The 24,142-nt window shown below is 66.7% G+C and carries 20 protein-coding genes and 1 tRNA gene; 12 read left to right on the plus strand and 9 right to left on the minus strand.

Annotated elements, in window-relative coordinates; genetic code table 11:
* Window positions 1-443: 443 nt before the first annotated feature.
* The 3 genes from RCH07_RS16185 to RCH07_RS16195 are packed head-to-tail and all read right to left on the minus strand — an operon-like array spanning window position 444 to window position 2,740.
* Window positions 444-1,184: a hypothetical protein gene (locus RCH07_RS16185; protein ID WP_326968509.1), complete on the minus strand. Its 741-nt coding sequence runs from the start codon at window positions 1,182-1,184 to the stop codon at window positions 444-446.
* A 48-nt stretch (window positions 1,185-1,232) separates the two neighbouring features.
* Window positions 1,233-2,012 (minus strand): hypothetical protein, encoded by a 780-nt coding sequence (locus RCH07_RS16190; protein WP_326968510.1) that lies wholly within the window; start codon window positions 2,010-2,012, stop codon window positions 1,233-1,235.
* A complete protein-coding gene (locus tag RCH07_RS16195) occupies window positions 1,994-2,740 on the minus strand; it encodes a hypothetical protein (RefSeq protein ID WP_326968511.1) in 747 nt (248 codons plus the stop codon). Before RCH07_RS16195 ends, RCH07_RS16190 begins: the two co-directional genes overlap by 19 nt.
* Before the next feature lie 258 nt (window positions 2,741-2,998).
* On the opposite strand from RCH07_RS16195, the gene RCH07_RS16200 reads away from it, so the two are divergent.
* Together RCH07_RS16200 and RCH07_RS16205 are read left to right on the plus strand one after the other, a co-directional pair.
* Window positions 2,999-4,699, plus strand: a complete 1,701-nt coding sequence (locus tag RCH07_RS16200; RefSeq protein WP_326968512.1) for an ABC-F family ATP-binding cassette domain-containing protein — start codon at window positions 2,999-3,001, stop codon at window positions 4,697-4,699.
* Window positions 4,696-6,624 (plus strand): ABC transporter ATP-binding protein, encoded by a 1,929-nt coding sequence (locus RCH07_RS16205; protein WP_326968513.1) that lies wholly within the window; start codon window positions 4,696-4,698, stop codon window positions 6,622-6,624. Before RCH07_RS16200 ends, RCH07_RS16205 begins: the two co-directional genes overlap by 4 nt.
* Before the next feature lie 311 nt (window positions 6,625-6,935).
* On the opposite strand, the gene RCH07_RS16210 is transcribed toward RCH07_RS16205, so the two are convergent.
* From RCH07_RS16210 to RCH07_RS16220, 3 genes are all read right to left on the minus strand, one after another.
* On the minus strand, window positions 6,936-7,370 hold the full coding sequence (locus RCH07_RS16210; RefSeq protein WP_326968514.1) for an NUDIX hydrolase: 435 nt from the start codon (window positions 7,368-7,370) through the stop codon (window positions 6,936-6,938).
* Complete coding sequence (locus tag RCH07_RS16215) at window positions 7,367-7,891, minus strand: DUF6314 family protein (protein ID WP_326968515.1); 525 nt, start codon at window positions 7,889-7,891, stop codon at window positions 7,367-7,369. Before RCH07_RS16215 ends, RCH07_RS16210 begins: the two co-directional genes overlap by 4 nt.
* A 1-nt stretch (window position 7,892) precedes the next feature.
* Window positions 7,893-7,965 (minus strand) — tRNA-Arg (locus tag RCH07_RS16220).
* Window positions 7,966-8,050: 85 nt separating this feature from the next.
* On the opposite strand from RCH07_RS16220, the gene RCH07_RS16225 reads away from it, so the two are divergent.
* Window positions 8,051-8,830, plus strand: coding sequence for a hypothetical protein (locus tag RCH07_RS16225; RefSeq protein ID WP_326968516.1), 780 nt, complete (start codon window positions 8,051-8,053; stop codon window positions 8,828-8,830).
* 69 nt (window positions 8,831-8,899) lie between these two features.
* Here RCH07_RS16225 and RCH07_RS16230 read toward each other — a convergent pair whose 3' ends face one another.
* Window positions 8,900-10,474: a chitinase gene (locus RCH07_RS16230; protein WP_326968517.1), complete on the minus strand. Its 1,575-nt coding sequence runs from the start codon at window positions 10,472-10,474 to the stop codon at window positions 8,900-8,902.
* A 197-nt stretch (window positions 10,475-10,671) separates the two neighbouring features.
* Between RCH07_RS16230 and RCH07_RS16235 the strand changes: the two genes are divergently transcribed.
* The 3 genes from RCH07_RS16235 to RCH07_RS16245 are packed head-to-tail and all read left to right on the plus strand — an operon-like array spanning window position 10,672 to window position 14,961.
* Window positions 10,672-13,035, plus strand: coding sequence for a glycosyltransferase family 2 protein (locus RCH07_RS16235; protein ID WP_442784857.1), 2,364 nt, complete (start codon window positions 10,672-10,674; stop codon window positions 13,033-13,035).
* Window positions 13,032-13,448 (plus strand): DUF7793 family protein, encoded by a 417-nt coding sequence (locus RCH07_RS16240; protein ID WP_326968518.1) that lies wholly within the window; start codon window positions 13,032-13,034, stop codon window positions 13,446-13,448. The genes RCH07_RS16235 and RCH07_RS16240 overlap by 4 nt, the downstream gene beginning before the upstream one ends.
* Complete coding sequence (locus RCH07_RS16245) at window positions 13,438-14,961, plus strand: putative bifunctional diguanylate cyclase/phosphodiesterase (protein WP_326968519.1); 1,524 nt, start codon at window positions 13,438-13,440, stop codon at window positions 14,959-14,961. Before RCH07_RS16240 ends, RCH07_RS16245 begins: the two co-directional genes overlap by 11 nt.
* 102 nt (window positions 14,962-15,063) lie before the next feature.
* Here RCH07_RS16245 and RCH07_RS16250 read toward each other — a convergent pair whose 3' ends face one another.
* On the minus strand, window positions 15,064-15,216 hold the full coding sequence (locus RCH07_RS16250) for a hypothetical protein (RefSeq protein WP_326968520.1): 153 nt from the start codon (window positions 15,214-15,216) through the stop codon (window positions 15,064-15,066).
* Window positions 15,217-15,426: 210 nt separating this feature from the next.
* Between RCH07_RS16250 and RCH07_RS16255 the strand changes: the two genes are divergently transcribed.
* The gene (locus tag RCH07_RS16255; RefSeq protein ID WP_326968521.1) at window positions 15,427-16,446 is read left to right on the plus strand and encodes a hypothetical protein; all 1,020 of its coding nucleotides are present in this window, start codon (window positions 15,427-15,429) and stop codon (window positions 16,444-16,446) included.
* A gap of 150 nt (window positions 16,447-16,596) precedes the next feature.
* Here the strand turns inward: RCH07_RS16255 and RCH07_RS16260 are convergent, their stop codons facing one another.
* Window positions 16,597-17,247: a hypothetical protein gene (locus RCH07_RS16260; protein ID WP_326968522.1), complete on the minus strand. Its 651-nt coding sequence runs from the start codon at window positions 17,245-17,247 to the stop codon at window positions 16,597-16,599.
* A 98-nt stretch (window positions 17,248-17,345) separates the two neighbouring features.
* Between RCH07_RS16260 and RCH07_RS16265 the strand changes: the two genes are divergently transcribed.
* From RCH07_RS16265 to sucD, 5 genes are all read left to right on the plus strand, one after another.
* Complete coding sequence (locus tag RCH07_RS16265) at window positions 17,346-18,242, plus strand: inositol monophosphatase family protein (protein WP_326968523.1); 897 nt, start codon at window positions 17,346-17,348, stop codon at window positions 18,240-18,242.
* 227 nt (window positions 18,243-18,469) lie between these two features.
* Window positions 18,470-20,992 (plus strand): DNA helicase PcrA, encoded by a 2,523-nt coding sequence (pcrA, locus tag RCH07_RS16270; RefSeq protein ID WP_442784858.1) that lies wholly within the window; start codon window positions 18,470-18,472, stop codon window positions 20,990-20,992.
* A 48-nt stretch (window positions 20,993-21,040) separates the two neighbouring features.
* Window positions 21,041-21,748 (plus strand): hypothetical protein, encoded by a 708-nt coding sequence (locus RCH07_RS16275; RefSeq protein ID WP_326968525.1) that lies wholly within the window; start codon window positions 21,041-21,043, stop codon window positions 21,746-21,748.
* 224 nt (window positions 21,749-21,972) lie between these two features.
* Window positions 21,973-23,142 carry an ADP-forming succinate--CoA ligase subunit beta gene (sucC, locus tag RCH07_RS16280; RefSeq protein WP_326968526.1) on the plus strand — a complete coding sequence of 390 codons (1,170 nt, stop codon included), beginning with the start codon at window positions 21,973-21,975 and terminating at the stop codon, window positions 23,140-23,142.
* Window positions 23,143-23,154: 12 nt separating this feature from the next.
* Window positions 23,155-24,057: a succinate--CoA ligase subunit alpha gene (sucD, locus tag RCH07_RS16285; protein WP_326968527.1), complete on the plus strand. Its 903-nt coding sequence runs from the start codon at window positions 23,155-23,157 to the stop codon at window positions 24,055-24,057.
* The last annotated feature ends 85 nt before the right edge of the window (window positions 24,058-24,142 follow it).

Here is a 24,142-nt window from a genome sequence, read left to right on the forward strand (position 1 = left end):
AACTGGGCAGGAACGTCGCGGCCCGTCGTGTTGGGCAGGTCCGGTCAGGCGTTGGATGGGTCCGGCGGCGTGGAATCTGGACCTTTACGCGCCGCGGGGGACATGTCCATTTTTCGCACTCGGGACTGGGCATAGCGGGACTATGTCCATCCGTGCACCCCGGCGCGGGGCATGTCCCTCAGCGGTGCCCTCCCAGCCCCGGGCCAAGACCCCCGACGAACTGACGAAAGTGTCCACTAGCGCCGGCGCCGCCGGCCCCTCTGATACGGAACAATCCCGTTAAACAGGCTGAGTGGGAGCGGTCCTTCCGGACCGCTACCACTCATCCCCCCAATGGCGCTTGGACGACTGCCTTGGCCTCGCGCGGAGTATTCCCGTCCGCGAAGCGATTGCCGCTTTCACACATTCATGATCCTCTCACGGTCTAATGATTTTGTGAACGTCTATTCGCTGTTCTTATTTAATGTTGCATGAGCGTTACCAGATTTGCTGTCATTCAGCCCGGAGAACCAAAACAGGGCGAGGCCCAGCACGTAGCCCAGGACTGCTGAGTAGTTGATCACATGCTGCCCGAGCGCCCACTCCGGAGGCGCGAAGGACGCTGGAATGCTCACCACCACGGCGAGGGCGCCGAGGAGTGTCACCAGCGAGGCCGCCCGCACGAGTCGAGGCAACTGGCTCCTGACCGCCGCCAGCAGGGGGGCCGCGAGGATAAGCGAGACGAATGCCGGGTAGCTGCGGCCAGCGGCGGCATAGAAGGGAGCGAGGACCGCGTTCCGCCCGCCGCCGACGGAGAGCGACTCCAACCCGGCAGAGGACCCTCGGGTGTCCATCAGGAAGAAGATCACCGCCACGGCCGCACAGCAGACGCCCAGGGCCCAGCGCCCCGGCCTCCCGGCAATAAGTCGGTAGCCCCTGGCCGAGGCGAGCCCCCGCATGACCCGCAGGCCGACCAGCAGGACGGTGGCGAAGACAAGGAACCGCAGGATGAGATGGGTGAGGTTCCAGCCCCCCAGCACGCTGTCGATCGCTTCGTAGGGGCCGGAGACGGCGAGCAGGCTGCACAGCGTCGCCAGGAGCAGAATCCCGAAGACGGTTCTGTTGCGTCCCCTCACGGCATCGGGAACGCGGAGGAGAAGCACGGTGCCGCACACCACCAGCGTGCCCCATTCAAGGACCGCCATTATTGCTGGTTCGTCCAATTCGGCCGCCTGCTCAGCTCATGGCAATCGTCATTTGAAGCCCGGCTGCGTCTTCGGCGTCCGCTTCGCCGCGGTCTTCCCCAGCCGAAGCGCGCGGCCCGCCCTTAGGCTGGAGAGCCAGACGGCGGCCAGTCCCAGGGCGAGACACAGCACCGAGACGTAGTTGATAATGGCCTTCACATATCCGACTTCCGGCGGGATCAGGGGGAAGAAGGAGCCAAACGCCATGGACGCGAAGGCGACGGTCAACAGTAGCGCCCCCGCGCGGATGGCCTTGGGCAGCCGCTGACTGATGGCCCGGTAGGTGGCGGGGAGGATGCATGCTGCCACGTACGACGGGTACAGGCGGCCCGCCGCCGCATACGCCTCGATGAGTACCGCGTTCTCAGGGCTTCTGGACGGAAGGGTGGTCAACCCGGTGACCGAGCCGGCGGTATCGGCCAGCAGGAAGAGTGCCAGGGTGGCAATGCCGATGAGGGAGAGGACTCCAATTCCCACCGGCCCTATGATGAGGCGGACACTTCTCTGGGCGTCGAAGGCCTTGGCGATCCGGTATCCGGCCAGCAGCACGGCCCCATAGATGACAAATCGAAGCATCAGGTTCGCATAGTTCTCCGATCCCAACCCGGAATCCACGGCCGTGTACGGGGCATCAATACTGAGCAGGGTAGCCACCGTCATAAACGCGTAGATGAAGAACAGCGAACGGTTCTCACCCCGGATCGCGCTGGGGATTCGGGCGAGCGCTACAATGCCGCAGACCGCCAGTGTGGTCCACTGCAGCATCGCGATCATCCGAGGTTCTCCCATATCTTTTCTGTTTGTGCGTGTTCCTGCTCCTGCCGGCGGAGGATCTTGCCAAGGGCTTGCAGGCGCTCGCCGGCCAGCGCCGTGAGGTCGCCGTCCGAGAGCGCGTCGAGGGCGGACTGCCTCGCCCCCGGCGGCCAGCCTGCCTCGGCCTCCGTGATCAAGCCCGTTGCGACGAGTCCGCCCGTGAATCCTATGCCCGCCGAGCGCGCCGTCGCGAGGGCGAGTTCCGGGGAGAGCCGGTTCGCGGTCAACTGTGCCGAGTAGTTCTGCGGTGCGACCCCGGTGGCGGCGGAGACCCGGTGCCGCAGCTCGCCGTCGTCGATCGCTTCAACCCAGTTCCGGACGGACGTGGCGTGCGGGGCGGGGCTGAGCGGCGGCGTCAGCGCACTGCCGTGATCCCCGTAACCGCCGTACGCCGGTGAGGACCGGGAAATGACGGCGCGCAGCAGATCCATGGTGGCAATCTGACTGACCAGCTCGGCGGGAGCCGGCGGCAGCGGCTGTCCGGCCAGCTCGGCGAAGCTGTCGAACGAGGCGAGGGCCGCCAGCGGGCTCAGGCGCACGGCCCGGCTGATGCTGACGAGGGTGGTTTCGGCCACCTTCCCGCGCACCAGCTGCTGCGCCAGAGTGGTGCGCTTGATCCCGGAGATCCGGCAGATGTCAGCCGTGCTGGACTTCGGGGCAACCTCGTGAAGCCAGCGTTGGAACGCCTTCGCGGGTAGTGGCATCTAGGGCTTCCTGCGGAATCGGCGGGACGTGGTTCTACTGGTGCGCGGCTGTGACGACGTGGCCGGGACTAGGATTTTGCGGAAGGTGCTGATTCAACTATGCTAAGTGCTCGAACCCGCTGGTCCGTACACCCCCCAAGTCCGGACCAGCGGGTTCTTCTATGCCCGGCGGGATTCCGGCCGCTTCCTGGCGGTTTCCTGCCGTAACGGATTGCCTGCCGGGCTGCCCGTTTTGGGCCGCGGTGAGAGAATGGACCAATGACTGCAACCCTTGTTGCCAAGGACCTTTCCGGTGGACACGACCACCGCACACTCTTCGCCAAACTCTCCCTGACCGTCGCGCCGGGCGACGTCATCGGCGTCGTGGGCGCCAACGGGGCGGGCAAATCCACCCTGCTCCGGCTGCTGGCCGGCGTCGACGCACCGCAGGAGGGCACTGTCAGTCTTGCCCCGGCGGACGCGTTCGTCGGCTGGCTGCCGCAGGAACACGAGCGGATCCCCGGCGAGACGGTGGGCGGCTACATCGCCCGCCGGACCGGATGCGCGCAGGCGACGGCTGAGATGGAGTCCACGGCCGAGGCGTTGGGCGCAGGGGCACCCGGCTCGGACGACGCCTACTCTCTGGCCTTCGACCGCTGGATGGCCTCCGGGGCGGCCGACCTCGAGGACCGGATCCCGCCGGCCCTGGCAGAGCTCGGCCTGGAGGTGGGGTCCGGGGCGGCGATGTCCGGGCTCTCCGGCGGGCAGGCCGCCCGGGTGGCGCTCGCCGCGCTGCTGCTGAGCCGCTTCGATATCGTGCTGCTGGACGAGCCCACCAATGACCTTGACCTCAACGGCCTGGCCAGGCTGGAGGGCTTCGTGCAGGGCCTGCGCGGCGGTGCTGTGCTGGTCTCGCATGACCGTGAGTTCCTGGCCCGCTGCGTGACCACCATCGTTGAGCTGGATCTGGCCCAGAACTCCGTGGCGGTCTACGACGGCGGCTATGAGGCTTTCCTGGAGGAGCGGGCGGTCGCGCGAAGGCACGCCCGCGAACGCTACGAGGAGTACGCCGGCACCAAGGCGGACCTCATCTCGCGGGCCCGGACCCAGCGGGAGTGGAGCTCCCAGGGCGTCCGGAACGCCATGAAAAAGAACCCGGACAATGACAAAATCCGGCGGGCGGCCAGCACCGAGTCCTCCGAAAAGCAGGGCCAGAAGGTCCGCCAGATGGAGTCCCGGATCGCCCGGCTTGAAGAAGTCGAAGAGCCACGCAAGGAGTGGCAGCTGCAGTTCAGCATCGGGGCGGCGCCGCGGTCCAGCGCCGTCGTGGCCACCCTCCGTGACGCCGTTGTGCAGCAGGGGGACTTCACCCTGGGCCCGGTGAACCTGCAGCTGAACGCCGGCGAGCGGATCGGAATCACCGGCCCCAACGGCGCCGGCAAATCCACCCTGCTGCGCCTGCTGCTGGGCGGGCAGCGCCCTGATTCCGGCGACGCGTCCATGGGCGCCTCGGTGGCCGTCGGCGAGATCGACCAGGCCCGCGGGCTGCTGGCCGGAGACCTGCTGCTGGGCGCCGCCGTCGAGGCCGTCCTCAAGGACCAGTCCCCGGCCGAAGTCCGCACCCTGCTCGCTAAGTTCGGTCTCAGGGCGGACCACACCTCCCGTCCGGTGGATTCCCTGTCCCCGGGGGAACGGACCCGGGCCGCACTGGCCCTGCTGCAGGCCCGCGGCGTCAACCTGCTGGTCCTGGATGAACCCACCAACCACCTTGACCTGCCCGCCATCGAACAGCTCGAGGACGCCCTCGAAGGCTACGACGGCGCGCTGCTGCTGGTCACGCACGACCGGCGGCTGCTGGAAAACGTGCGCCTGGACGCGCGCTGGAACGTGGACGACGGCGTCGTCACTGAGCTGCTGGGCCATACCTCCCCTGCACCCACCGGCGGGCGGACCGCCGCCCCGAAAGGCAACAACGCATGAGCATGGACCGGGTGGCCTGGAGCTCCCTTTACAACATCACCCGCGCCTCATCCGGCTCCAAGCCGTTTTCGAAGGAGCTGCTCCGGCGTGTCTTCGGTTTCGCCCGGCCGCACCGGGGAAAGCTGATCGCCTTCGTGCTGCTCTCGATCGTGATGGCCGTGCTGGCCGTCGCCACCCCGGTCCTCGCCGGGCAGGTGGTTGACGCGATCATCGCCGGTGCCGGCACCGACGTCGTGGTCCGGCTCGCCGTGCTGATCGCCATCGTGGCGGTGGCGGAAGCCGGGATCGGCCTGGTCACGCGCTGGTTGTCCTCCATCATCGGTGAGGGTGTGATCGTGGACCTGCGGACCAGGGTGTTCGACCACGTGCAGAAGATGCCGATCGCCTTCTTCACCCGCACCCGTACCGGGGCGCTCGTCAGCCGGCTGAACAACGACGTGATCGGGGCGCAGTCGGCCTTCGCCGGAACGCTCTCCGGCGTGGTCAGCAACGTCGTGGCCCTGGCCCTCACCCTCGTGGTGATGCTGGGCAAGTCCTGGCTTGTCACCGTGCTCGCCATGATCCTGCTGCCGATCTTCCTGATTCCGGCCCGCCGGATGGGCTCCCGGCTGGCCGACCTGCGCCGCGAAGCCGCCGAGCACAACGCCGCCATGGGCACCCAGATGACCGAGCGGTTCTCCGCCCCCGGCGCCACCCTGGTGAAGCTCTTCGGCCGCCCCGATGAGGAGTCGCGCGAATTCGCGCTCCGCGCCGGCCGCGTCCGGGACATCGGTGTGCGCACCGCCATGCTGCAGTTCACTTTTGTCACGGCCCTGACGCTCGTCTCGGCGCTGGCCCTGGCGCTGGTCTACGGCCTGGGCGGCTGGCTGGCCCTCCAGGGGCAGCTTGCAGCCGGCGACGTCGTGGTGCTGGCACTGCTGCTGACCCGCCTCTACGCGCCGCTGACGGCGCTCTCCAACGCCCGGGTGGAAATCATGAGCGCCCTGGTCAGCTTCGAGCGCGTCTTCGAGATCCTGGACCTCAAGCCGCTGATCGTGCAGAAGCCCGACGCCGTGTCATCGCCGCCCGGCCCGCTCTCGGTGGAGTTCGACGACGTCCGCTTCGCCTACCCCTCGGCGGACAAGGTCTCGCTGGCCTCGCTGGAGGACGTGGCCACGCTGGACACCCGCGGCGGGGACGAGGTGCTGCACGGGATCAGCTTCCGGGTGGAGCCGGGCCAGACCGTGGCCCTCGTGGGTTCCTCGGGTGCCGGCAAGTCCACCATCGCGCAGTTGCTCTCCCGCTTGTACGACGTCGATTCCGGCGCCGTCCGCTTCGGCGGCACGGCACCGGGGACCGGCGTCGACGTCCGTGACCTCACCTTCGACGCGATGCGCGAAACCCTCGGCATGGTGACGCAGGATGGGCACCTGTTCCACGAGAGCATTTCCTCCAACCTGCGTCTGGCCGCACCGGATGCCACCGAGGAACAGATGTGGGGTGTGCTGCGCCAGGCCCGGCTCGAAGACATGATCCGCTCCCTGCCGGACGGCCTGGACACCGTAGTGGGGGAGCGCGGCTACCGGCTCTCCGGCGGCGAACGCCAGCGTCTCACCATCGCGCGCCTGCTGATCTCGCAGCCTCGCGTCGTCATCCTGGACGAGGCCACGGCCGCGCTGGACTCCACCAACGAAGCCGCCGTGCAGGAAGCACTTGGCGCCGCGCTGGAGGGCCGCACCGCCGTCGTGATTGCCCACCGGCTCTCCACCATCCGCGCCGCCGACGCCATCCTGGTGGTGGAGGACGGCTCGATCGTGGAGCGCGGAACCCACACGCAGCTCCTCGCCGCCGAAGGCCGCTACGCGGAGCTGTACCGGACCCAGTTCGCCGAGGCCGCTGCGGTGGTCGACGAGGCCGTCCCGGGCTCTAGTGCGCATTTTCGCTGATTCGTCCGGGATTCTTTCCCCGGGAGTCCTGGCGCGGGAGTCTTGGCCCGGGAGCTGGGAGGGCACGGCTCAGGGACATGCCCCGCGGCGGGGCCAGCGGGTGGACATAGTGTCACTATGCCCTGTCCCGGGTGCGAAGAATGGACATGCTCCCCGCGGACTGGACACCCACCCCAAGGGACATGCCCCGCGACGGGGCCAGCGGGTGGACATAGTGTCATTATGTCCAGTCCCGGGTGCGAAGAATGGACATGCTTGCCGTTACCCCCGGCTACCCCCGGCCTGGAAAGGTCTTGGCGCTGCCTACCCCGTCAACCCCCGACGACCCAGCGAAAATGCTGTTGGTCCTGCTGGCCCCGCAGTGCTGGCAGGACATAGTCGGTGAGCAGCGGGGCGAGGTCGTCAGGGAGTTCGCCGTCGAGCTCCAGCCAGCGGATCTCGGCAATTTCGGCGGAGGGGCGGGCGCACCAGGTCCCGGGGGCGGTGAAGACGGTGGCCTCGATCTGTGTGGCCGCCTCGTTGGCGGCGTCCGCAAGCCAGATCCCGAGGAGCTCGAGCTCGTCCGGCGCGAGTACGATCCCGACTTCTTCCTCCAGTTCGCGCGACGCCGTCTCGGCGGCAGTCTCGCCGGCCTCTGGCTTCCCGCCGGGATGCATGAATTTGGCCGTGCCCTTTTTGCGGACGGTCAGGAGCCGTCCGGCGTCGTCAAAGACGCAGACGGCGGAGACCACAATGAGCGGATTCATCCGTGGGTGCCTGGCGGCTGGCGGCGCAGCACGGAGTCGAGCAGAAAGTCCTTGGCCGGTCCCGTGACCTCCCAGCGGTAGCGGAATTCGTCCGGGCCGGTCCTGGCGTAGCTCACCCGGTAGGTGTCCGGGTCGCACCAGTGCTGGTCGTGGCTGCTCTGCGCGCCGAACCCCATGCGGTGAAAGGGCCGGCCGTCCGGGAAGGACATGTCCATCGTGTCCGGCGACTCCGTGGCCCGCAGCAGGTAGTCGCGGCAGGCCGGACCCGTGAACGGTTCGCCGCTGAAGGAGGTCCAGGCGATGGTGCCTTCTTCGTGGAGGCGGAGGCCGCCGTCGTGATCCTGCGCGTGGACACCGTGCTGACTGTCATCATCGCCGAGGGGAGTGAAGCGGACGACGCCGGTGAAGGCACCTCGGGTGCCGGCAGCCCGGTCCAGGAGGGTGCGGTCCACCTCCCAGGCGCCCACCAGGTAGGCGCGGAGGTCGAAGTCCGGAGCGGAGTCCGGGGACTGGGGGTTCAAGTGCCCTCGATTGGAATCGAACCAACGACACCGGCTTTAGGAGAGCCGTGCTCTATCCACTGAGCTACGAGGGCGGGCCTCCGGACTGGACGGCCGCGGCCGGCCCGTTCGGACACGGGTATAAGCATACAAGGTGAGGGCCCGTACTACGCTCTTTCCATGACTGCCCCAGCCTCACCGGCCTCCAAGAACATCATCTATCTCCCGGACGTGCCCGCCACCAGGTTCTATGCCGGTGCCCTGGCACTGCTGAGCGTGCTGCAGTATTTCGTGGCCGAGGCGGCCGTAATCGGCGCCTGGGCGGGATCCGCGCCGTACAGCCGCCGGACGGGTTACATCAGTGATCTGGGCGCCAACGGCTGCGGGGCGTTCGACGGCCGGGACGTCTGCTCGCCGGCGCATCTGCTGATGAATTCCTCGTTCATGGTCCAGGGCGTTGGGATGATGGTCGGCGCCCTGCTGCTCAGCTCGGCCCTGCTGTGCACGGCGGCACGGCCCGGGGCACGGCTGGCGCTGGCGCCGGCTGGCGGGGCGCCGGCCCCGGCCGGCCTGGCGCCGCGGGCCGCCGCGATCATTGCCCGCACTTTCACCGCCCTCGCGGGTGCCGGCACCGTTCTGGTGGGCTTGGTGCCGGAGGATGCCGGCTCCGGCTGGCACATGGTTGGCGCGGTGGCTTACTTCGCCGCCGGGGCTGTGGCGCTGATGATTCTCGGCGGGCTGTGGCTCCGGCAGTCCCCCCTCGGCTGGTTTATCCTCGCGTGCGGTGTAGTGTCCTTCGGCGCGTTGATCACCGGCGGGGTGACGGGCATGGCGGTCCCGGAGCCCGGCAGCCTGGAACGGCTGATGGGGTACCCGATCACCATCGGCATGGCGGCGGTGGGGCTTGTTGTGGCACAGCGTGTGCGGACCGCGCGCAGGCCTAACCGCTCGCCGGCTTGAGCAGTTGCGGCGTGCGGCGAAAAGCTGTGGTGCAGACCTGCCTCCCGGCGGCACCCGGATCGCCGGCCGCTACTTGGGCGCCGCCGCCGGAGAGGCGGACGCGGCCGCCATGATCTTCAGCAGCTCCTCGTCCCGCAGCTTTGACCACGGCGACTCCGGCGAGCCCTGCAGGGCGGCCTCAGGGCTGTTCGTCTGGGTCCACCACTTCGCTTCGAAGACGCGGCCTTCGAAGAGGACGCGGTCGCCCTTGCGGTAAACCGTGGCCGGCTGCCACTGGGCTGCAGTACCGGCGGGCGCGGTGAGCTGGGGAGTCGGCCTGTCGCCGGGCAGCACGGGGCCGATGATGCGCCACGGCGTGGCGGCACCCTGGCGTACCGGGTCATCCGGGGTGTCCGCGCGGGTCCACCACTTGGCCTCATAGACGTTGGAGTGCCAGACGATCCGCTCGCCGGTCGTGTAAGCGGTGGTTTCGCTCCATACCGGGTACGGGCTGGTGGTCGGATCGTCGCTGACGGCGGGGGCCGCCGTCGGCTGCACGGACGGCGCCGGTGCGGCCGTCGGGGCGGTGACGCCCGCGCCGAGGATCGTGGCAAAGCTCGCTGAATCCTGTTCCACGCCGCTGCAGCCGTCCGAGACCTGCTCGACGTCAGGGTAATTGGGGCTGCACGTCCGGTCACGGTTCAGGGACCACATCGACAGGCGGCCCACGCCCTTGGCGCTTGCATAACCGCTAAGGTCCTGCGCGTCCTGGAGCGTGAAGATTTCACCGGCAATGTCGTTCTGGCCGATCATCGGGGTCAGGCCGATCTTGCGCCAGACGGTTTCGCCGCCCAGCTCGGTCCCTGCCGCCCGGTACAAGGTGGTGAGCTGCCCGTGCGTGGCCTCCGCGGCGGAGACGGCATTCTCGTACATCGAGCGGCCCGGCAGCCTGCTTCCGCCATAGTCCATGGTCATAACGTTGACCCCGGCGAGCTCGGTACCCGCGGAAATCGTTCGGCGCACCGCGTCGGTGCCCGCCGTCGTCATGCCGTTCGGGTCGGCCGGAAGCGTCAGCCAGACGCTGAGGTCCTTGCCGTCGCGGCGGCGGTCCTGCTGGAGCGCAGCGATGGCCGCGGAGCGCCGGTCCAGGGAGTCGACGTCGCTGAGGGCTCCGCCCTCGATGTCCAGATCGATGCTGCTGACGTTGTAGCGGTCGACGACGGCACGGTAGGCCGCCGTGAGCCGCTCCGGGTCCGTGCAGCTGGTAGCCAGTTCGTTGTTGATCAGCCCGCCGAAGGAGACGGAAACGGCCCCGCCCAATTGTTGGAGCCGTGCCACGCGGCGGTCCAGGTCCAGGGCCGAGCCGGCCTCGTCAAGGGAGTACGCAGCTCCCCAGGTGGGGGCACAACCGTCCTTGGCATCGGCCACCACGAACGACAGCACCACGTTCCCGGCTTCTTTGGACACAGGCGCTTCAAAGGCATACCGCGGAGTAGCTGTGACGTCGACGTAGCCGGAGAAAATGGAGGGGATGGCCTCGGCTGCCCGGACGTCCTGGAAGTTACCCCAGGCGCCCACCCCGCCAACGGTGGCTGCCACCACGACGCCGGTGAGCACGCCCAACCGGGCGAGCGATAACTTGCGGCCTGGGAATCTTTCGGACACAGGGCCCCCTTATGTCAAATTAGGTGAACTGCCGGTCACCTGCCGGCTACGAGGATCAGATTGAGTAAATTCCGGGGTGTCTGGTGTCCGGCATCGGTCTGACCTTGCATTATCATAAGGGCACTCGCCGGAACATTCCGGCGCTTCGTGCGCGATTCCGCAAAAGCGCACGCCGACTTTGCCGTCTATGGGGACCAATGTCTGATCAGCTTGTCTTGCCGCGCCTGGACGCAGAAGGCGTTTCCGGCGATCAAAAGGGTGCCTCGCGGCGCCGTCAGTGGGGGGCGGAGCGGCGTTCCGAGCCGCTGTCGATCGTGCACCCCCGGCCCTCCCGGCGCAAAATAATTCTCGGCCGGCTGGCCATTCTCACCACGGTCCTGGCCTGGGTTACTTACGTTATTTCGACAATCCTCAAAGAGCTTGCGGATAACCCCAACGCCGGCTTTCGGTTCCAATTCGAGACGGTTTCCTATCTTGTCGTCGTAACATTCCTGACGTTTTCGGCACTCATGTACCTGTTGGCCAGACAAGGGGCGCTGTACCGCTTCCGGGACCACCAGCGCGTTCCGCGCGGAGAACTCGACCGCCACTTTTCCGGTTATGCCGACGGCATCACCGTCCTGGTCCCTTCCTACGCCGAGGAGCCGCAGGTTGTGCGCGCCACCCTGTGGTCCGCCGCACTGCAGGAGTTCCCGGCTCTCAAGATCGTCCTGCTGCTGGATGATCCGCCACACCCTTCGGACCCTTCGGACCTCGCACGGCTGGACAAGACGCGGGCCCTGACGGCGGAGATCGCCGCCGCCCTCGGCGCTCCGGCGCAACGTTTCACCACTGCCCTGGCGGACTTCCGGCACCGCGCCGAGCCCGCCGCCCACAAAGCGCCCGCCGCCTACGACGAGCCCGCCGAGCTGGCCCTGCTGATCGCCGAATACGAGGCCGCAGCTGACTGGCTGGAGTCGATGGCGGCTGGCGAACAGGTCGAGGACCATGTGGACGAGTTCTTCGTGGACCTGGTGCTGATGGGGCTGGCCCGCGAACTACGGCTCGTGCTGGTGGGGCTGAGTGCGGCTGCCGTTCAGCGGGCGTCGCCGCCACGGTCTCGGCTCGAGGAGCTGTACCTGCGGCTGACCTGGATCTTCACCGTGACCACGGAAACATTTGAGCGGAAAAAGTACGCGAGTCTCTCGCATGAGGCCAACAAGGCCATGAACCTCAATGCCTACATCTCGCTAATGGGGCATTCCTGGCAGGAAGAGACCACCGCCGACGGCGTGGTCCTGCGCAAGCTGCAGCCCGACGTCGAGCGTGGGGAACGGGGGCGGGTGCTGGACGTCCGGGACACCACCTACCTGCTGACGCTCGACGCCGACTCGCTCCTGCTGCGTGACTACTGCCTCCGCCTGGTCTATTTCCTGGAGTCTGCGGGCAACGAGCGGGTCGCCGTGACCCAGACGCCCTACTCCTCCTTCCGTGGCGCGCCGACCCGCATCGAACGGGTCGCAGGAGCCACCACCGACCTTCAGCACATCCTGCACCAGGGCATGACGTACTACGGCGCCACCTTCTGGGTGGGAGCGAACGCGGTCATCCGGAAGTGCGCGCTGGAGGACATCGTCGAGGTGGAGACCAGCGGCGGGTTCGAGATCCGGACCTATATTCAGGACCGCACGGTCATCGAGGATACCGAATCAAGCATCGACCTCGGCCAGCACGGCTGGACCCTGGTCAACTACCCGGAACGGCTGAGCTACAGCGCCACCCCGCCGGACTTCGGGTCCCTCGTGGTCCAGCGTCGGCGCTGGGCCAACGGCGGCCTGCTGATCCTGCCCAAGCTGTGGGTCCAGCTCCGCCAGCACCGCTCCGAGCGCCGGGCGATCCTGTTCCGCGAGGTACTGCTGCGGGTGAACTACATGGCATCCATCGCCTGGGCGAGCTTTGGCCTGCTCTTCCTGCTGGCCTACCCCTACGACAGCCGGCTGCTGAGCCCCGTTGTGTTCCTCGCGGCCCTGCCCTACTTCCTGGCCATGGGCAGCGATCTGCGCGACTGCGGACACCGTTTTAGCGATATCCTCCGGATCTACGGCTTCAACCTGGTTCTGCTGCCGGTGAACCTGGCCGGCGTCCTCAAATCACTGCAGCAGGCCGTCACCGGTGACAAGATCCCGTTCGCCCGCACCCCGAAGGTCAAGGACCGCACCTCCGCACCCGCGATCTATGTGCTGACGCCATACGCGATCGTGGCGTTCTCGCTGCTGACGGTCTGGCGGGATGCCCAGTTGGGAAACTGGGGCAACGTGGCCTTCGCCTCGCTCAACGCCATCCTCGCCGCCGGCGCGATTCGCGCTTACATCGGCGTCTTCAACTCCGCGGTCGACGTGTTCCTCGGAATGGTCAACTGGCTCTATGTCACCCCGCGGCCAAAGAAACCAAAGGAGAGTCCCGTGATTCCCAAGACAGCTGAGGAGATCGACTGGGAGACCATTCTCTACCATGGCGACCGCCGGCTTAACCGGGATCTTCGCGGCTCCGCCGACCGCCGTCGTCGGATTGCCGTCCGTTGACGGTTGAAGCCCCGGCCGGGCCCGACGAGCAAACCACTGCAGAGGCCGCGGCCCAGCCGATCGGCGTCCGGACCCTGCACCGGGGAATTATCGAGGTGGCACTCCCGGCCAACCAGGAGATCGAGGGACCCGAGGCCCGGGTGGCCGGCGCCACCGTCCGGGCAATGGCCGCCGGCCGGCGGATGCCAGTGTTGCTGGTGATCACCGGTATCCTAGGCGTAAGCGTCGAGGCCCGGCATGCCTTTGCCACCTCCGTGGCCGCGTCCGCGTTTGCCTTGGTCGGTGAAAGCCCCGTGGACCGGGTCATCGCCCATTACCTGCTGCGGTCGAGAAGCGAGACGGTTCCGGCTGGGTTCTTTACGTCCGAGGAAGAAGCCATCGAGTGGTTAGGGCGATACGCGAGTGAAGACTGATCCTCCGGACCCCAGGCTGCACGCCCTGGTCGAAGGTATTGTCCGCATCGCCGGCGGAGACCTTTCCACCAGGATCCCGCACTCGGGCGCCCGGGACGACGTCGCCGCCGTCATCGCCGGCATCAACCTGATGGCCGACGATCTGCAGACCATCTACCAGGAGCTCGAGAAACGCGTCGAGAGCCGCACAGCCATGCTGCGTGAAGCCCAGGTGGAGCTTGAGCGCATGGCGCTGAGGGACCCGCTGACGCAGCTCGCCAACCGGACCGCGCTTAATTCGGTGCTCAGCCACGCCCTTGCGGAGACGTCACGGGGCGAAATGCCGCCGGCCCTGCTGATCCTCGATCTCGACTCCTTCAAAGGCATCAACGACACCCTGGGTCACAGCGCCGGCGACGACGTTCTCCGGGTGGTCGCCAGCCGGCTGCAGGATGCCGTTCGCGAGACGGATACCGTCGCGCGCCTCGGCGGCGATGAATTCGCCGTCATGCTGCCCAAATCCAACCTCGTCCGGGCCCGCCGTGTGGCCAACAGGATCCTCAAGGCGCTGGGTGAGAGCCTGGAAATCGGGGATCTGCGGGTTACCTGCGGCACCAGCATCGGCGTGCGCATCGCGGAAGCGGGCCAGTCCGCCGATGAGCTCGTGATGGAAGCCGATACGGCGATGTACGCGGCTAAGGCGCAGCCGCACAGCAGCATCAAGGTTTTCGAGCCGGCGTTGCTCTACGCGCGCCGGCTCCAGAGCGTCATGATCACCGAGATGCGCGAAGCGATCCGCCAGGACCAGCTCACGCTGCACTATCAGCCGGTGGTTGAGCTTGCGACCGGCCGGATCGAAGGCGTCGAGGCGCTGGTGCGGTGGTGCCACCCCGAGCGGGGACTCCTCATGCCGGACCAGTTCATTCCGCTGGCGGAAGAGACCGGCATGATCGTTGACCTGGGCCATTGGGTCCTGCGCAACGCCGTGCGCCAGTTGCGGGACTGGCAGCAGGCGCTGAACGTGGACAGCAGCTTCAACGTCCGCGTCAACATCTCCACGACCGAGCTGCGGAACCTGGAACTGATCGAACATGTCCGCGACATCCTCCGCGAGACGGGAGTGGACGCCGCAAACCTCGTCGTCGAGCTGACCGAGTCCATGGCCGTGAACGGCGGGAACGTGGACAAGTACTCCCTCACCGGGCTGCGCCGGCTCGGTGTGAAGCTCGAAATCGACGACTTTGGCACCGGATACTCGTCCATCAGCTACCTGCGGAAACTGCCCGTGAACGTGGTCAAGATCGACAAGAGCCTGATTGACGGCCTGGGCACCGACGACGAGCAAGGGAACTTCGTCGGGGCCGTGTTGCACCTCATCCATGCCTGCGGACTCAAAGCTGTTGCCGAAGGAATCGAGACGGCGGAGCAGGCCCGGATTCTTACGGCGCTGGGCTGCGCCAGCGGCCAGGGCTACTACTTCAGCCGGCCCGTGCCGGCGGCCGAGATCGAGTCCATGCTCAGACTGGCGGAGTAGGGGCGGGGCGCCGATAGGTGCAAGCTCCGTTTAAGGAATTAAGCACGACGCCGGGTATCGGATTCAAAATCCGGTACCCGGCGTCGTGTAGTGCTTCGTTTGCTAGTTCTTCGGGGTGGAGTTCGGCCACCAGTACACGGCCGAGATTGAGCCCTGGCCGGAGTTGTCGCCGCTTGCGGAGACTGCGGCTCCTGCGGACAGGCCGGCGGCTGCGATGGCTCCGGTGACGAGGAGCGTTGCAAGGATTTTCTTCATAGAGGACTCCTGTTACGTAAGTGGCAGATGTGACGCATGTGATGCGAGTTCAGTATAGAGGTAGAAGGAACGCCGTGATGCAAGAATCCCGCAACCACTGTCAAAGCTATGCTAATCGCGCGAGGGTGGTCGATTACTGCGTAAAAACTGCGGAGGTTTTGCTTGCGATCCCTGCACGTTTCCACCCTCAAGGCGACGGATAATTGAGTCATGCCATTGCACTCCGTTTCTCCGTTGTACGCCGCCGCTGAATTGCAGGCACACGAGCACCGGACCAACCATGCCTTTGTTCAAGCAGCCATCAGCGCACAAGACGCCGCTGACATTGCCCGCTTCGACGGCGATGTGGATTCCTGGTGGAACATGACGTTCCTTCAAGCTGAGAACCTCTTGGACGCGGAGGAGTTCGAGGCCTGCGCGGCCCTTGCCTCAGATCTGGTCGGTGGCTCCCACCCCTCGATGGAACCGCGGGCCAAGGCACGAACCTATATTCTGGTGGCCAAGGCCAGACAAGGGGCCGGCTTTCTGGAAGAGGCGGCGGATGCCGCCCGGGCAGCCGTCGAGCTTGTGGTAGACGACGACGATGTCGAAACCCAGGTTAAGGCCCGCCAGGCGCTCATCGCAGCTTTGGCAGACAGCGGGAAGCTGGACGCGGCCTGGGCAGAATGTCTGGGACTAGCGGAGGCAGTCTCCGCGGAAGTCGACGACCAGTTAATCGGCAAGGTCTATTGGGTCATAGGGAACGTAGCGTTCCTTTGCAACAAGGTGCAGGAGGGTCTCGCCTATCACGAGCTTGCGGCGGCGACCTTTTCCCCGGCAAGGAACCTCGATGTCTGGGCGAAATTCAACAAGGCATCCGCCGCAATGCGGCTCGCGGCAGACATCGCAGACGCCGACACATTGCGCTGCATCGAACGGGCCGAACTGGCCACGGACGTTATCGGGGGAAGCGTCAGCGACATGCTGCTGCTGAGGCTCAACCGCGGGCACTGGACGTTTCTGTCAGGCGAGGTTGAGGTAGCGATCCAGATGCTTGAAGGCATCTGCGTTGAGGTGGACAATACCGGGCCCCAAATCCTCGGCGAGGCGTGTCTGCTGCTGGGCCGGGCGCATGCCGCCCTCGGAAACAAGGCCGAAGCCAACCAGAACCTCCTAGCGGCCGCCGAGCACTTCGAAACTGCCGGCGCCGCTCAGCGGGCAGAGCTGGCCCGGGGTTACCTCGCGGCTTAGGCCGAGCCCGCACACAGCCTGACGCTGCGCCATCGCCGATCCCGCCCCAGCACCTATGGACATGTCCTCCGGACCGCCGCGCGGATGGACATAGTGCCACCATGTCCGGCGGCCGCGGTCAGAGCTGGGCATGTCCCGTGGTGTGGGTAATCAGCGCTGGGCATGTCCCTCGGCGGGAGCGGCGGCGGCAGTCTTGCGGCCCAGGAACACCGCGGCTCCGCCCACCACCAGGCTGAGCACCAGCAGCACCCAACCGGCGACGGTGAGGCCCGACGCCAAAGCAACCTGGCCGGCGTCGGCGGCGTCGGCGGACAGCATCGCATCAATGGCAACGTTTCCCCACAGCCGCACAACGACAAAGAGAATGGGTACAGCCCAGAGCGCCCAGCGCAGGGCTTTCCCTGCCACGTTCGTTCCGATCAGCAGCAACCAGGTGAAGCCGAAGATGAGCGGGAAGAGCAGACCCGCCGTTTTGTGGACGTAGTTGAGCTGCCCGCGGGCGTCTTCGTCCATGACCGAGCGGAGCCGTTCAACAAACCCCTGGTCGAAGCCTCCGAACAGGGAGTCAGGCATGGCCACGCCGCCGGTCAGCTGGGTGAGCTGGTTCAAGGTGAGCAGATGGACGTACCAGAACAGGAAAAGACTCGCCACGACGCCCGCGATCAGGATCAGATTGCTGTTGTTCTGGGCTTTCTGCGGGGACCGGCTGGTGCTCGGATTGATCACCGACGGCAGGTGATGCTGGGGGACGGTCGCGTTGGCGCCGTGCTTCTTGATTCGCTGCGCGGGAGTCTTGGCCATGATTCCATTATCGCCCCGCACCGCTGTCCGGCCGGCACAGATCGGCATGGAACGTCACGGCGGAGCGGTGGCTGGTCACCGTCGTCTGTTCACTGCCCATGGCCGCCGATAGGCTGGAGAGCGTGACCGAACTAGGAAAACACCGGCTTGGCCGGCACAGCACCGCCGAACTCAACCCTGCCCTGGATGACTACCAGCTCGCCGACGCCCTCGTGCGCGAGGCGGGCACGCTGGCGCTCCTCATGCGTCAGGCCGGGCTGGAGGGACGGCAAAAGACGTCCGTCTCCGACGTGGTCACCGCCGCCGATCATGCCGCCGAGGCCTACGTGCTGGAACAGCTCCGGCGCTGCCGGCCCGACGACGGCATCCTTGGGGAAGAGGGTTCCGCCGTGACGGGAAGCAGCGGCAGGACCTGGGTCATCGACCCGGTCGACGGAACCTACAACTTCCTGCACGGCTCCACCTACTGGTGCTCCGCCATCGCCCTTAAAGACTCCTCCGGTGTGGTGCTCGGCTCGATTTTCCAGCCGGAGGAAGACAAGCTATGGCTCGGCGGGACCTCGCAGCCTTCAACATTGAACGGGGAACCACTGACCACCTTCCGGCCGGATGCAGCGGGTGCAGCGGGCGCAGCGGGCGCCGGCCGCTCGGTCGCTCCTCTGTCCGAACTCGGTGCCGCCACCTACATCCACCCCACCTGGCTCGCCGATCCGTTGTGCGCCATGCCCTGGCACGCCGCCGCGACCTCCGCCGCTTCGCTTCGGATGTTCGGCTCGGGTTCCTGCGATCTGGGCCGGGTGGCCGACGGCGAACTGGGCTGCTGGTTCCAGCACAGCTGCCCGGAATGGGACTGGCTCCCCGGCCAGGCGATCGTTCTCGCGGCCGGCGGCGCGGCCGACGTCGTGCGGGTCAACGGGCTCGACTGGTTCCTCGCCGGGGGCACGACGGCGGTCCGGCAGCTCCGCGCGGCGCTCGAGTCCGGCTCCGTCGGCTAGGTCAGGCGCTACACACCGCGCCCCCGCGGGACATGCTCATTCAAGCCTCAGGCCCCCGCGGGACATGCTCATTCAAGCCTCAGGCCCCCGCGGGACATGCTCATTCTTGGCTGCGAGGGGTGGGCAGGTTGGGCATATGTCCGGTGGTTGCGGGCAGGGGCGGGCATGTCCCGCGGGGGCGGACCTGGCGGTCAGTGGCACCGCCTAGACTTGAGAACACCATGGATATGTTGTTTGACCCTCACGCCGACGGACCCTTCCGAGCTGCCTCCGCAACGGCGGCGGCCGCCAAATCGCCCGCCGGAACGGGGATGGCAGCCCGGGATTCCGCGCGAAGCATGCGGACCGACGACGGCGACGGCCGTCACGGGGCCAACCCGGCGGGAGGCCACGATGGCCCCCGGCTCCCGGGCGCGGAGGAGCTCCTGCAGGGCCTGAACCCGGAGCAGGAAGAAGCGGTAAAGCACTCCGGCAGTGCCCTGCTGATTGTTGCCGGCGCCGGTTCGGGCAAAACCCGGGTGCTCAGCAACCGCATCGCCTACCTCATCGCTACCCACCGCGCGCACCACGGCGAGATCCTGGCCATCACCTTCACCAACAAGGCCGCCGCTGAAATGCGCGAACGGGTTGAAGCCCTGGTCGGCGGCCGGGCCAAGACCATGTGGGTCTCCACCTTCCACTCGTCCTGCGTCCGGATCCTGCGCCGGGAAGCCAAGAACGTCGGCCTGAATTCCAACTTCTCCATCTACGATTCCGCGGACTCGCTCCGCCTGATCACGCTCGTGGCCAAGAACCTGGACCTCGATCCCAAACGGTTCGCGCCCAAGGCTATCCAGCACAAGATCTCCGCGCTCAAGAACGAACTGATCGACGCGGACAGCTACTCCTCGGCCGCCAATCACAACGACCCCTTCGAGCAGGCCGTCGCCGAGGTCTTCAAGGGCTATTCGCAGCGGCTGCGCCAGGCCAACGCCATGGACTTCGATGACCTGATCGCCGAGACCGTCTACATGTTCCGGGCCTTCCCGGCGCTCGCGGACTCCTACCGGCGCCGTTTCCGGCACGTCCTCGTGGACGAATACCAGGACACCAACCACGCCCAGTACGCCCTGGTCCGCGAAATCGTCGGCGAGGGCCCCGGCGCGGCCGAACTGACCGTCGTCGGCGATTCGGACCAGTCCATCTACGCCTTCCGCGGCGCCGATATCCGCAACATCGTGGAGTTCGAAAAAGACTACCCGGACGCCCGGACCATCAAACTTGAGCAGAACTACCGCTCCACCCAGACGATCCTCAGCGCCGCCAACTCGGTTATCTCACGCAACCCCAACCGGCCCGAGAAGCGGCTCTGGACTGCCGAGGGCGACGGCGAGAAGATCGTCGGCTACGTCGGCGAGAACGAACACGACGAAGCCCAGTTCATCGCCAAAGAGATCGACCGGCTGCAGGACGAGGGCGATCTGCGGCCCGGCGACGTGGCCATCTTCTACCGCACCAACGCCCAGTCCCGCTCCATTGAGGACGTCCTGGTGCGGGTCGGGCTGCCGTACAAGGTAGTCGGTGGAACCCGCTTCTACGAGCGCAAGGAGATCAAGGACGCGCTCGCCTACCTGCGGGTACTGATCAACCCGGACGACGACGTGAACCTGCGCCGGATCCTCAACGAGCCCCGGCGCGGTATCGGCGACCGCGCGGAAGGCGCCGTGGCCTCCCTCGCCCAGCGGGACCGGATATCCTTCATGGCCGCGGCCCGCCGCGCCCACGAGGCGCCGGGCATGGCCACCCGCTCCGTCAACGCCGTGCAGGGCTTCGTGAAGATGCTCGACGATCTCGCGGAGGTGGCCTCCGGCTCCGGTGCGGCCGCCGCAATCGAGGCCGTGCTGGAACAGACCGGCTACCTTGCAACCCTGCGCTCCAGCACCGACCCGCAGGACGAGTCCCGGGTGGAAAACCTCGCCGAACTCGTCGCCGTCGTGCGTGAATACGAACGTGACAACCCCGAGGGCTCGCTGGGTGCCTTCCTCGAGCAGGTCTCGCTTGTGGCCGACGCCGACCAGATCCCGGACGCCCCGGGCGGTGACGCCGACGACCTGGCGGCCGCCGTCGCCGAAGCCAAGCGGCTGGGGGTCGTCACCCTGATGACCCTGCACACAGCCAAGGGCCTGGAATTCCCGGTGGTGTTCCTGACCGGCATGGAGCACGGGCTGTTCCCGCACCAGCGCTCGGCCACCGACCCCAAGGAGCTGGCCGAGGAGCGCCGGCTGGCCTACGTGGGGCTGACCCGTGCCCGGAAGCGGCTCTACTTGACCCGTTCCGAGGTCCGCAGCATGTGGGGCCAGAGCCAGTACAACCCGGCGAGCCAGTTCATCGAGGAAATCCCGGCCGAGCTGGTGGAATGGCGGCGTGAAGGCTCCAACCGCCAGACCGGCAGCTGGGGGAGCGGGTCCGCTATCGGCTCCAGCCGCTACGGCGGGTCCTCTTGGGGAGCCGGAGCCCGCGGCGCCGGGCCCGGCCCGTCCGCTGGCTTCAGTGCCGACGTCCCGGCGGCAATTGCCAAAAACCGTGTGCAACCGCAAAAGGAAATCGTCGCCGTCAGCGTGGGGGACAAGGTCAACCACACGAGTTTCGGCAACGGCACCGTCCTGGCCCTCGAGGGCGCGGGCGACAAAACAGTGGCCAAGGTGAAGTTCGGTGTCGGTGACAAGCGGCTCCTGCTCCGCTACGCGCCGCTGACCAAGCTCGATGCCTGAGCGCCGTCGACCGTGTGCCCGCCTGGCCAAACGGTCGCGGCGGGCATAATGGAGTCCATGCGACGGGCATTCCTGGGGATCATGGCAGCCCTCATCCTGCTGGCGTCCTCGGCGTGCAGCATCACGCAGAAGGACCCGGACTACGTTCCGCCGCGGCCCCTCCCGGCGTTGGAACAGCTTAAACAGGCGCCCCTCGCGGACGCTGCGAAGTACGCCGTCGGACAGGAGGTCCTCAGCTTCGTCACCGCGGACCGGAACGTGGTCTGCTCGCTGACCTCGGCACGCGGCGAGCACCTTAACCTGCCGTATGAACAGAACGGCTTCGCGGACAGCGCCAACAACAAACTGGCGACCGTGCCGGTGGCGCACTGCGGGCTGGCGCTCTACCCGAAACCGGAGGCGACGGACGCCACCGACAGCTGCGGCGGCACCGGCCTGGGCTACCTGGGCGGCGCCGCTTTGCTGACTCCCGCGAAGTCCAGCTACGGTGAATGCCGCTCCGGCGTCACACAGCAGGAGGCCGAATTCGGGCTCAAAGGCAGCCGCAACGGCCCGATTTCGCAACTGCCCGTCCTCGACGACGGCAAGAACCTGGAGCGCAACGGGCTCCGCTGCTCGGCGTACGACGGCGGCGTCGCCTGCGGAAACATCTCCGCCGGGGTCGCTTTCTTTGTTTCGCGGGACCGTTACGAGCTTTTCTCCGATGCCGGTAAGCAGGCCTCCCAGACGCCGTCGGAAGCCCCGAAAGCCCCGTAATCTAGGGGTTTTTCTACGCTCAATAGAATAGTGTCCTTCCTCACACAACGGGTACTCTGGGACGGGCCGGTCCCAAGGAACGACTAGAGTTCCGGAAGGAGCATTGCGCCGTGTGGCTCGTTTCCAAGCTAGCCGCAGGGTGCGTTTACTCCGCAGCCCGGTAACCGCGAGAACGTGGGGTCCGGCTGTACAGAAACTACTTCGACGTAGAAGGACACTAAACCGTGGACCTGTTTGAATACCAGGCGCGCGATATGTTCGAGGCGCACGGTGTACCCGTGCTTGCCGGCATCGTAGCGCACACCCCTGAAGAAGCGAAGGCAGCCGCCGAGAAAATCGGCGGCGTAACGGTCGTGAAGGCCCAGGTTAAGGCCGGAGGCCGCGGCAAGGCCGGCGGCGTCAAGGTCGCCAAGACCGCCGACGAGGCGTTTGAACACTCCACCAACATCCTCGGCATGGACATCAAGGGCCACACCGTCCACCGGGTGATGATTGCCCAGGGTGCCGATATCGCCGAGGAATACTACTTCTCCGTCCTCCTAGACCGGGCCAACCGCAACTACCTGGCCATGTGCTCGGTCGAAGGCGGCATGGACATCGAGCAGCTCGCCGTTGAGCGCCCCGATGCCTTGGCCAAGATCGCGATCGACCCGGCCGTCGGCATCGACCAGGCCAAGGCCGATGAAATCGTCGCCGCTGCGGGATTCGTCGAGGAACTGCACGGCAAGGTCGCCGCCGTCATCCTCAAGCTCTGGGACGTTTTCAAGAAGGAAGACGCCACCCTCGTGGAGGTCAACCCCCTGGTCCTGACCGGCGCGGGTGACATCGTTGCCCTCGACGGCAAGGTGTCCCTCGACGAGAATGCCGACTTCCGCCACCCGAAGCACGCCCACCTTGAGGACAAGGACTCGGCCGACCCGCTTGAGGCCAAGGCCAAGGCGCAGGACCTCAACTACGTCAAGCTGGACGGCGAAGTAGGTATCATCGGTAACGGTGCCGGCCTGGTGATGTCCACCCTCGACGTCGTTGCCTACGCTGGCGAGAACCACGGCAATGTCAAGCCCGCCAACTTCCTGGACATCGGCGGTGGAGCTTCCGCAGAGGTCATGGCAGCAGGTCTCGACGTCATCCTGGGCGACCCGCAGGTCAAGTCCGTCTTCGTCAACGTCTTCGGTGGCATCACCGCCTGTGACGCGGTCGCCAAGGGCATTGTTGGTGCGCTGGCCGAGCTGGGCCACTCCGCGAACAAGCCGCTGGTAGTCCGCCTCGACGGCAACAACGTCGAGGAAGGCCGCCGCATCCTGGCCGAGGCCAACCACCCGCTGGTTACCCTGGCCGCAACCATGGACGAGGGCGCCGACAAGGCTGCCGAGCTCGCCAACGCAGCGAAGTAAAGGGACTCAGCTATGTCTATTTATCTGAACAAGGACTCCAAGGTCATCGTCCAGGGCATCACCGGCGGCGAAGGCACGAAGCACACCGCCCTGATGCTGAAGGCCGGCACCAACGTTGTTGGCGGCGTCAACGCCCGCAAGGCCGGCACCACGGTCCTGCACGGCGACACCGAGATCACCGTCTTCGGCACCGTCAAGGAAGCCATGGCCCAGACCGACGCCGACGTGTCCATCGTCTTCGTGCCGCCGGCCTTCACCAAGGACGCCGTCGTTGAAGCCATCGAGGCCGGCATCGGCCTGGTCGTCGTCATCACCGAAGGCGTGCCGGTCCAGGATTCCGCCGAGTTCTGGGCCCTGGCCCAGTCCAAGGTTGACGCCAACGGCAAGCAGGTCACCCGCATCATCGGACCGAACTGCCCCGGCATCATCACCCCGGGTGAGGCCCTCGTCGGTATCACCCCGGCGAACATTACGGGCAAGGGCCCCATCGGCCTCGTCTCCAAGTCGGGCACTCTGACCTACCAGATGATGTACGAACTGCGCGACCTCGGCTTCTCCACCGCCATCGGCATCGGCGGCGACCCGGTCATCGGCACCACCCATATCGATGCGCTGGAAGCCTTCGAAGCCGACCCGGAGACCAAGGCGATCGTCATGATCGGCGAAATCGGCGGCGACGCCGAGGAGCGTGCCGCCGATTACATCAAGGCACACGTCACCAAGCCGGTTGTCGGCTACGTGGCTGGCTTTACCGCTCCGGAAGGCAAGACCATGGGCCACGCCGGCGCCATCGTCTCGGGTTCCGCGGGCACCGCCCAGGCCAAGCAGGAAGCCCTCGAGGCTGCCGGTGTCAAGGTTGGCAAGACGCCGTCCGAGACCGCCAAGCTCCTGCGCGAAGTTCTCGCAACCCTCTAGGTTCCAAGCACCACAGCACCACAGCACCAAGCAACGCGGGGTCACTTACGGCCCGTCCCACCCGGTGGGATGGGCTCGAAGTGAC

Origin of the sequence: Arthrobacter sp. CG_A4, assembly GCF_035985125.1 — a bacterium.
Lineage (GTDB): Bacteria > Actinomycetota > Actinomycetes > Actinomycetales > Micrococcaceae > Arthrobacter.

Excerpts from the sequence above, each read along its gene's own strand:
- RCH07_RS16185 (WP_326968509.1), bottom strand. The coding sequence starts at position 1,184 with ATGGCGGTCCTTGAATGGGGCACGCTGGTGGTGTGCGGCACCGTGCTT.
- RCH07_RS16190 (WP_326968510.1), bottom strand. The coding sequence starts at position 2,012 with ATGGGAGAACCTCGGATGATCGCGATGCTGCAGTGGACCACACTGGCG.
- RCH07_RS16195 (WP_326968511.1), bottom strand. The coding sequence starts at position 2,740 with ATGCCACTACCCGCGAAGGCGTTCCAACGCTGGCTTCACGAGGTTGCC.
- RCH07_RS16200 (WP_326968512.1), top strand. The coding sequence starts at position 2,999 with ATGACTGCAACCCTTGTTGCCAAGGACCTTTCCGGTGGACACGACCAC.
- RCH07_RS16205 (WP_326968513.1), top strand. The coding sequence starts at position 4,696 with ATGAGCATGGACCGGGTGGCCTGGAGCTCCCTTTACAACATCACCCGC.
- RCH07_RS16210 (WP_326968514.1), bottom strand. The coding sequence starts at position 7,370 with ATGAATCCGCTCATTGTGGTCTCCGCCGTCTGCGTCTTTGACGACGCC.
- RCH07_RS16225 (WP_326968516.1), top strand. The coding sequence starts at position 8,051 with ATGACTGCCCCAGCCTCACCGGCCTCCAAGAACATCATCTATCTCCCG.
- RCH07_RS16235 (WP_442784857.1), top strand. The coding sequence starts at position 10,672 with ATGTCTGATCAGCTTGTCTTGCCGCGCCTGGACGCAGAAGGCGTTTCC.
- RCH07_RS16250 (WP_326968520.1), bottom strand. The coding sequence starts at position 15,216 with ATGAAGAAAATCCTTGCAACGCTCCTCGTCACCGGAGCCATCGCAGCC.
- RCH07_RS16255 (WP_326968521.1), top strand. The coding sequence starts at position 15,427 with ATGCCATTGCACTCCGTTTCTCCGTTGTACGCCGCCGCTGAATTGCAG.
- RCH07_RS16260 (WP_326968522.1), bottom strand. The coding sequence starts at position 17,247 with ATGGCCAAGACTCCCGCGCAGCGAATCAAGAAGCACGGCGCCAACGCG.
- RCH07_RS16265 (WP_326968523.1), top strand. The coding sequence starts at position 17,346 with ATGGCCGCCGATAGGCTGGAGAGCGTGACCGAACTAGGAAAACACCGG.
- pcrA (WP_442784858.1), top strand. The coding sequence starts at position 18,470 with ATGTTGTTTGACCCTCACGCCGACGGACCCTTCCGAGCTGCCTCCGCA.
- RCH07_RS16275 (WP_326968525.1), top strand. The coding sequence starts at position 21,041 with ATGGAGTCCATGCGACGGGCATTCCTGGGGATCATGGCAGCCCTCATC.
- sucD (WP_326968527.1), top strand. The coding sequence starts at position 23,155 with ATGTCTATTTATCTGAACAAGGACTCCAAGGTCATCGTCCAGGGCATC.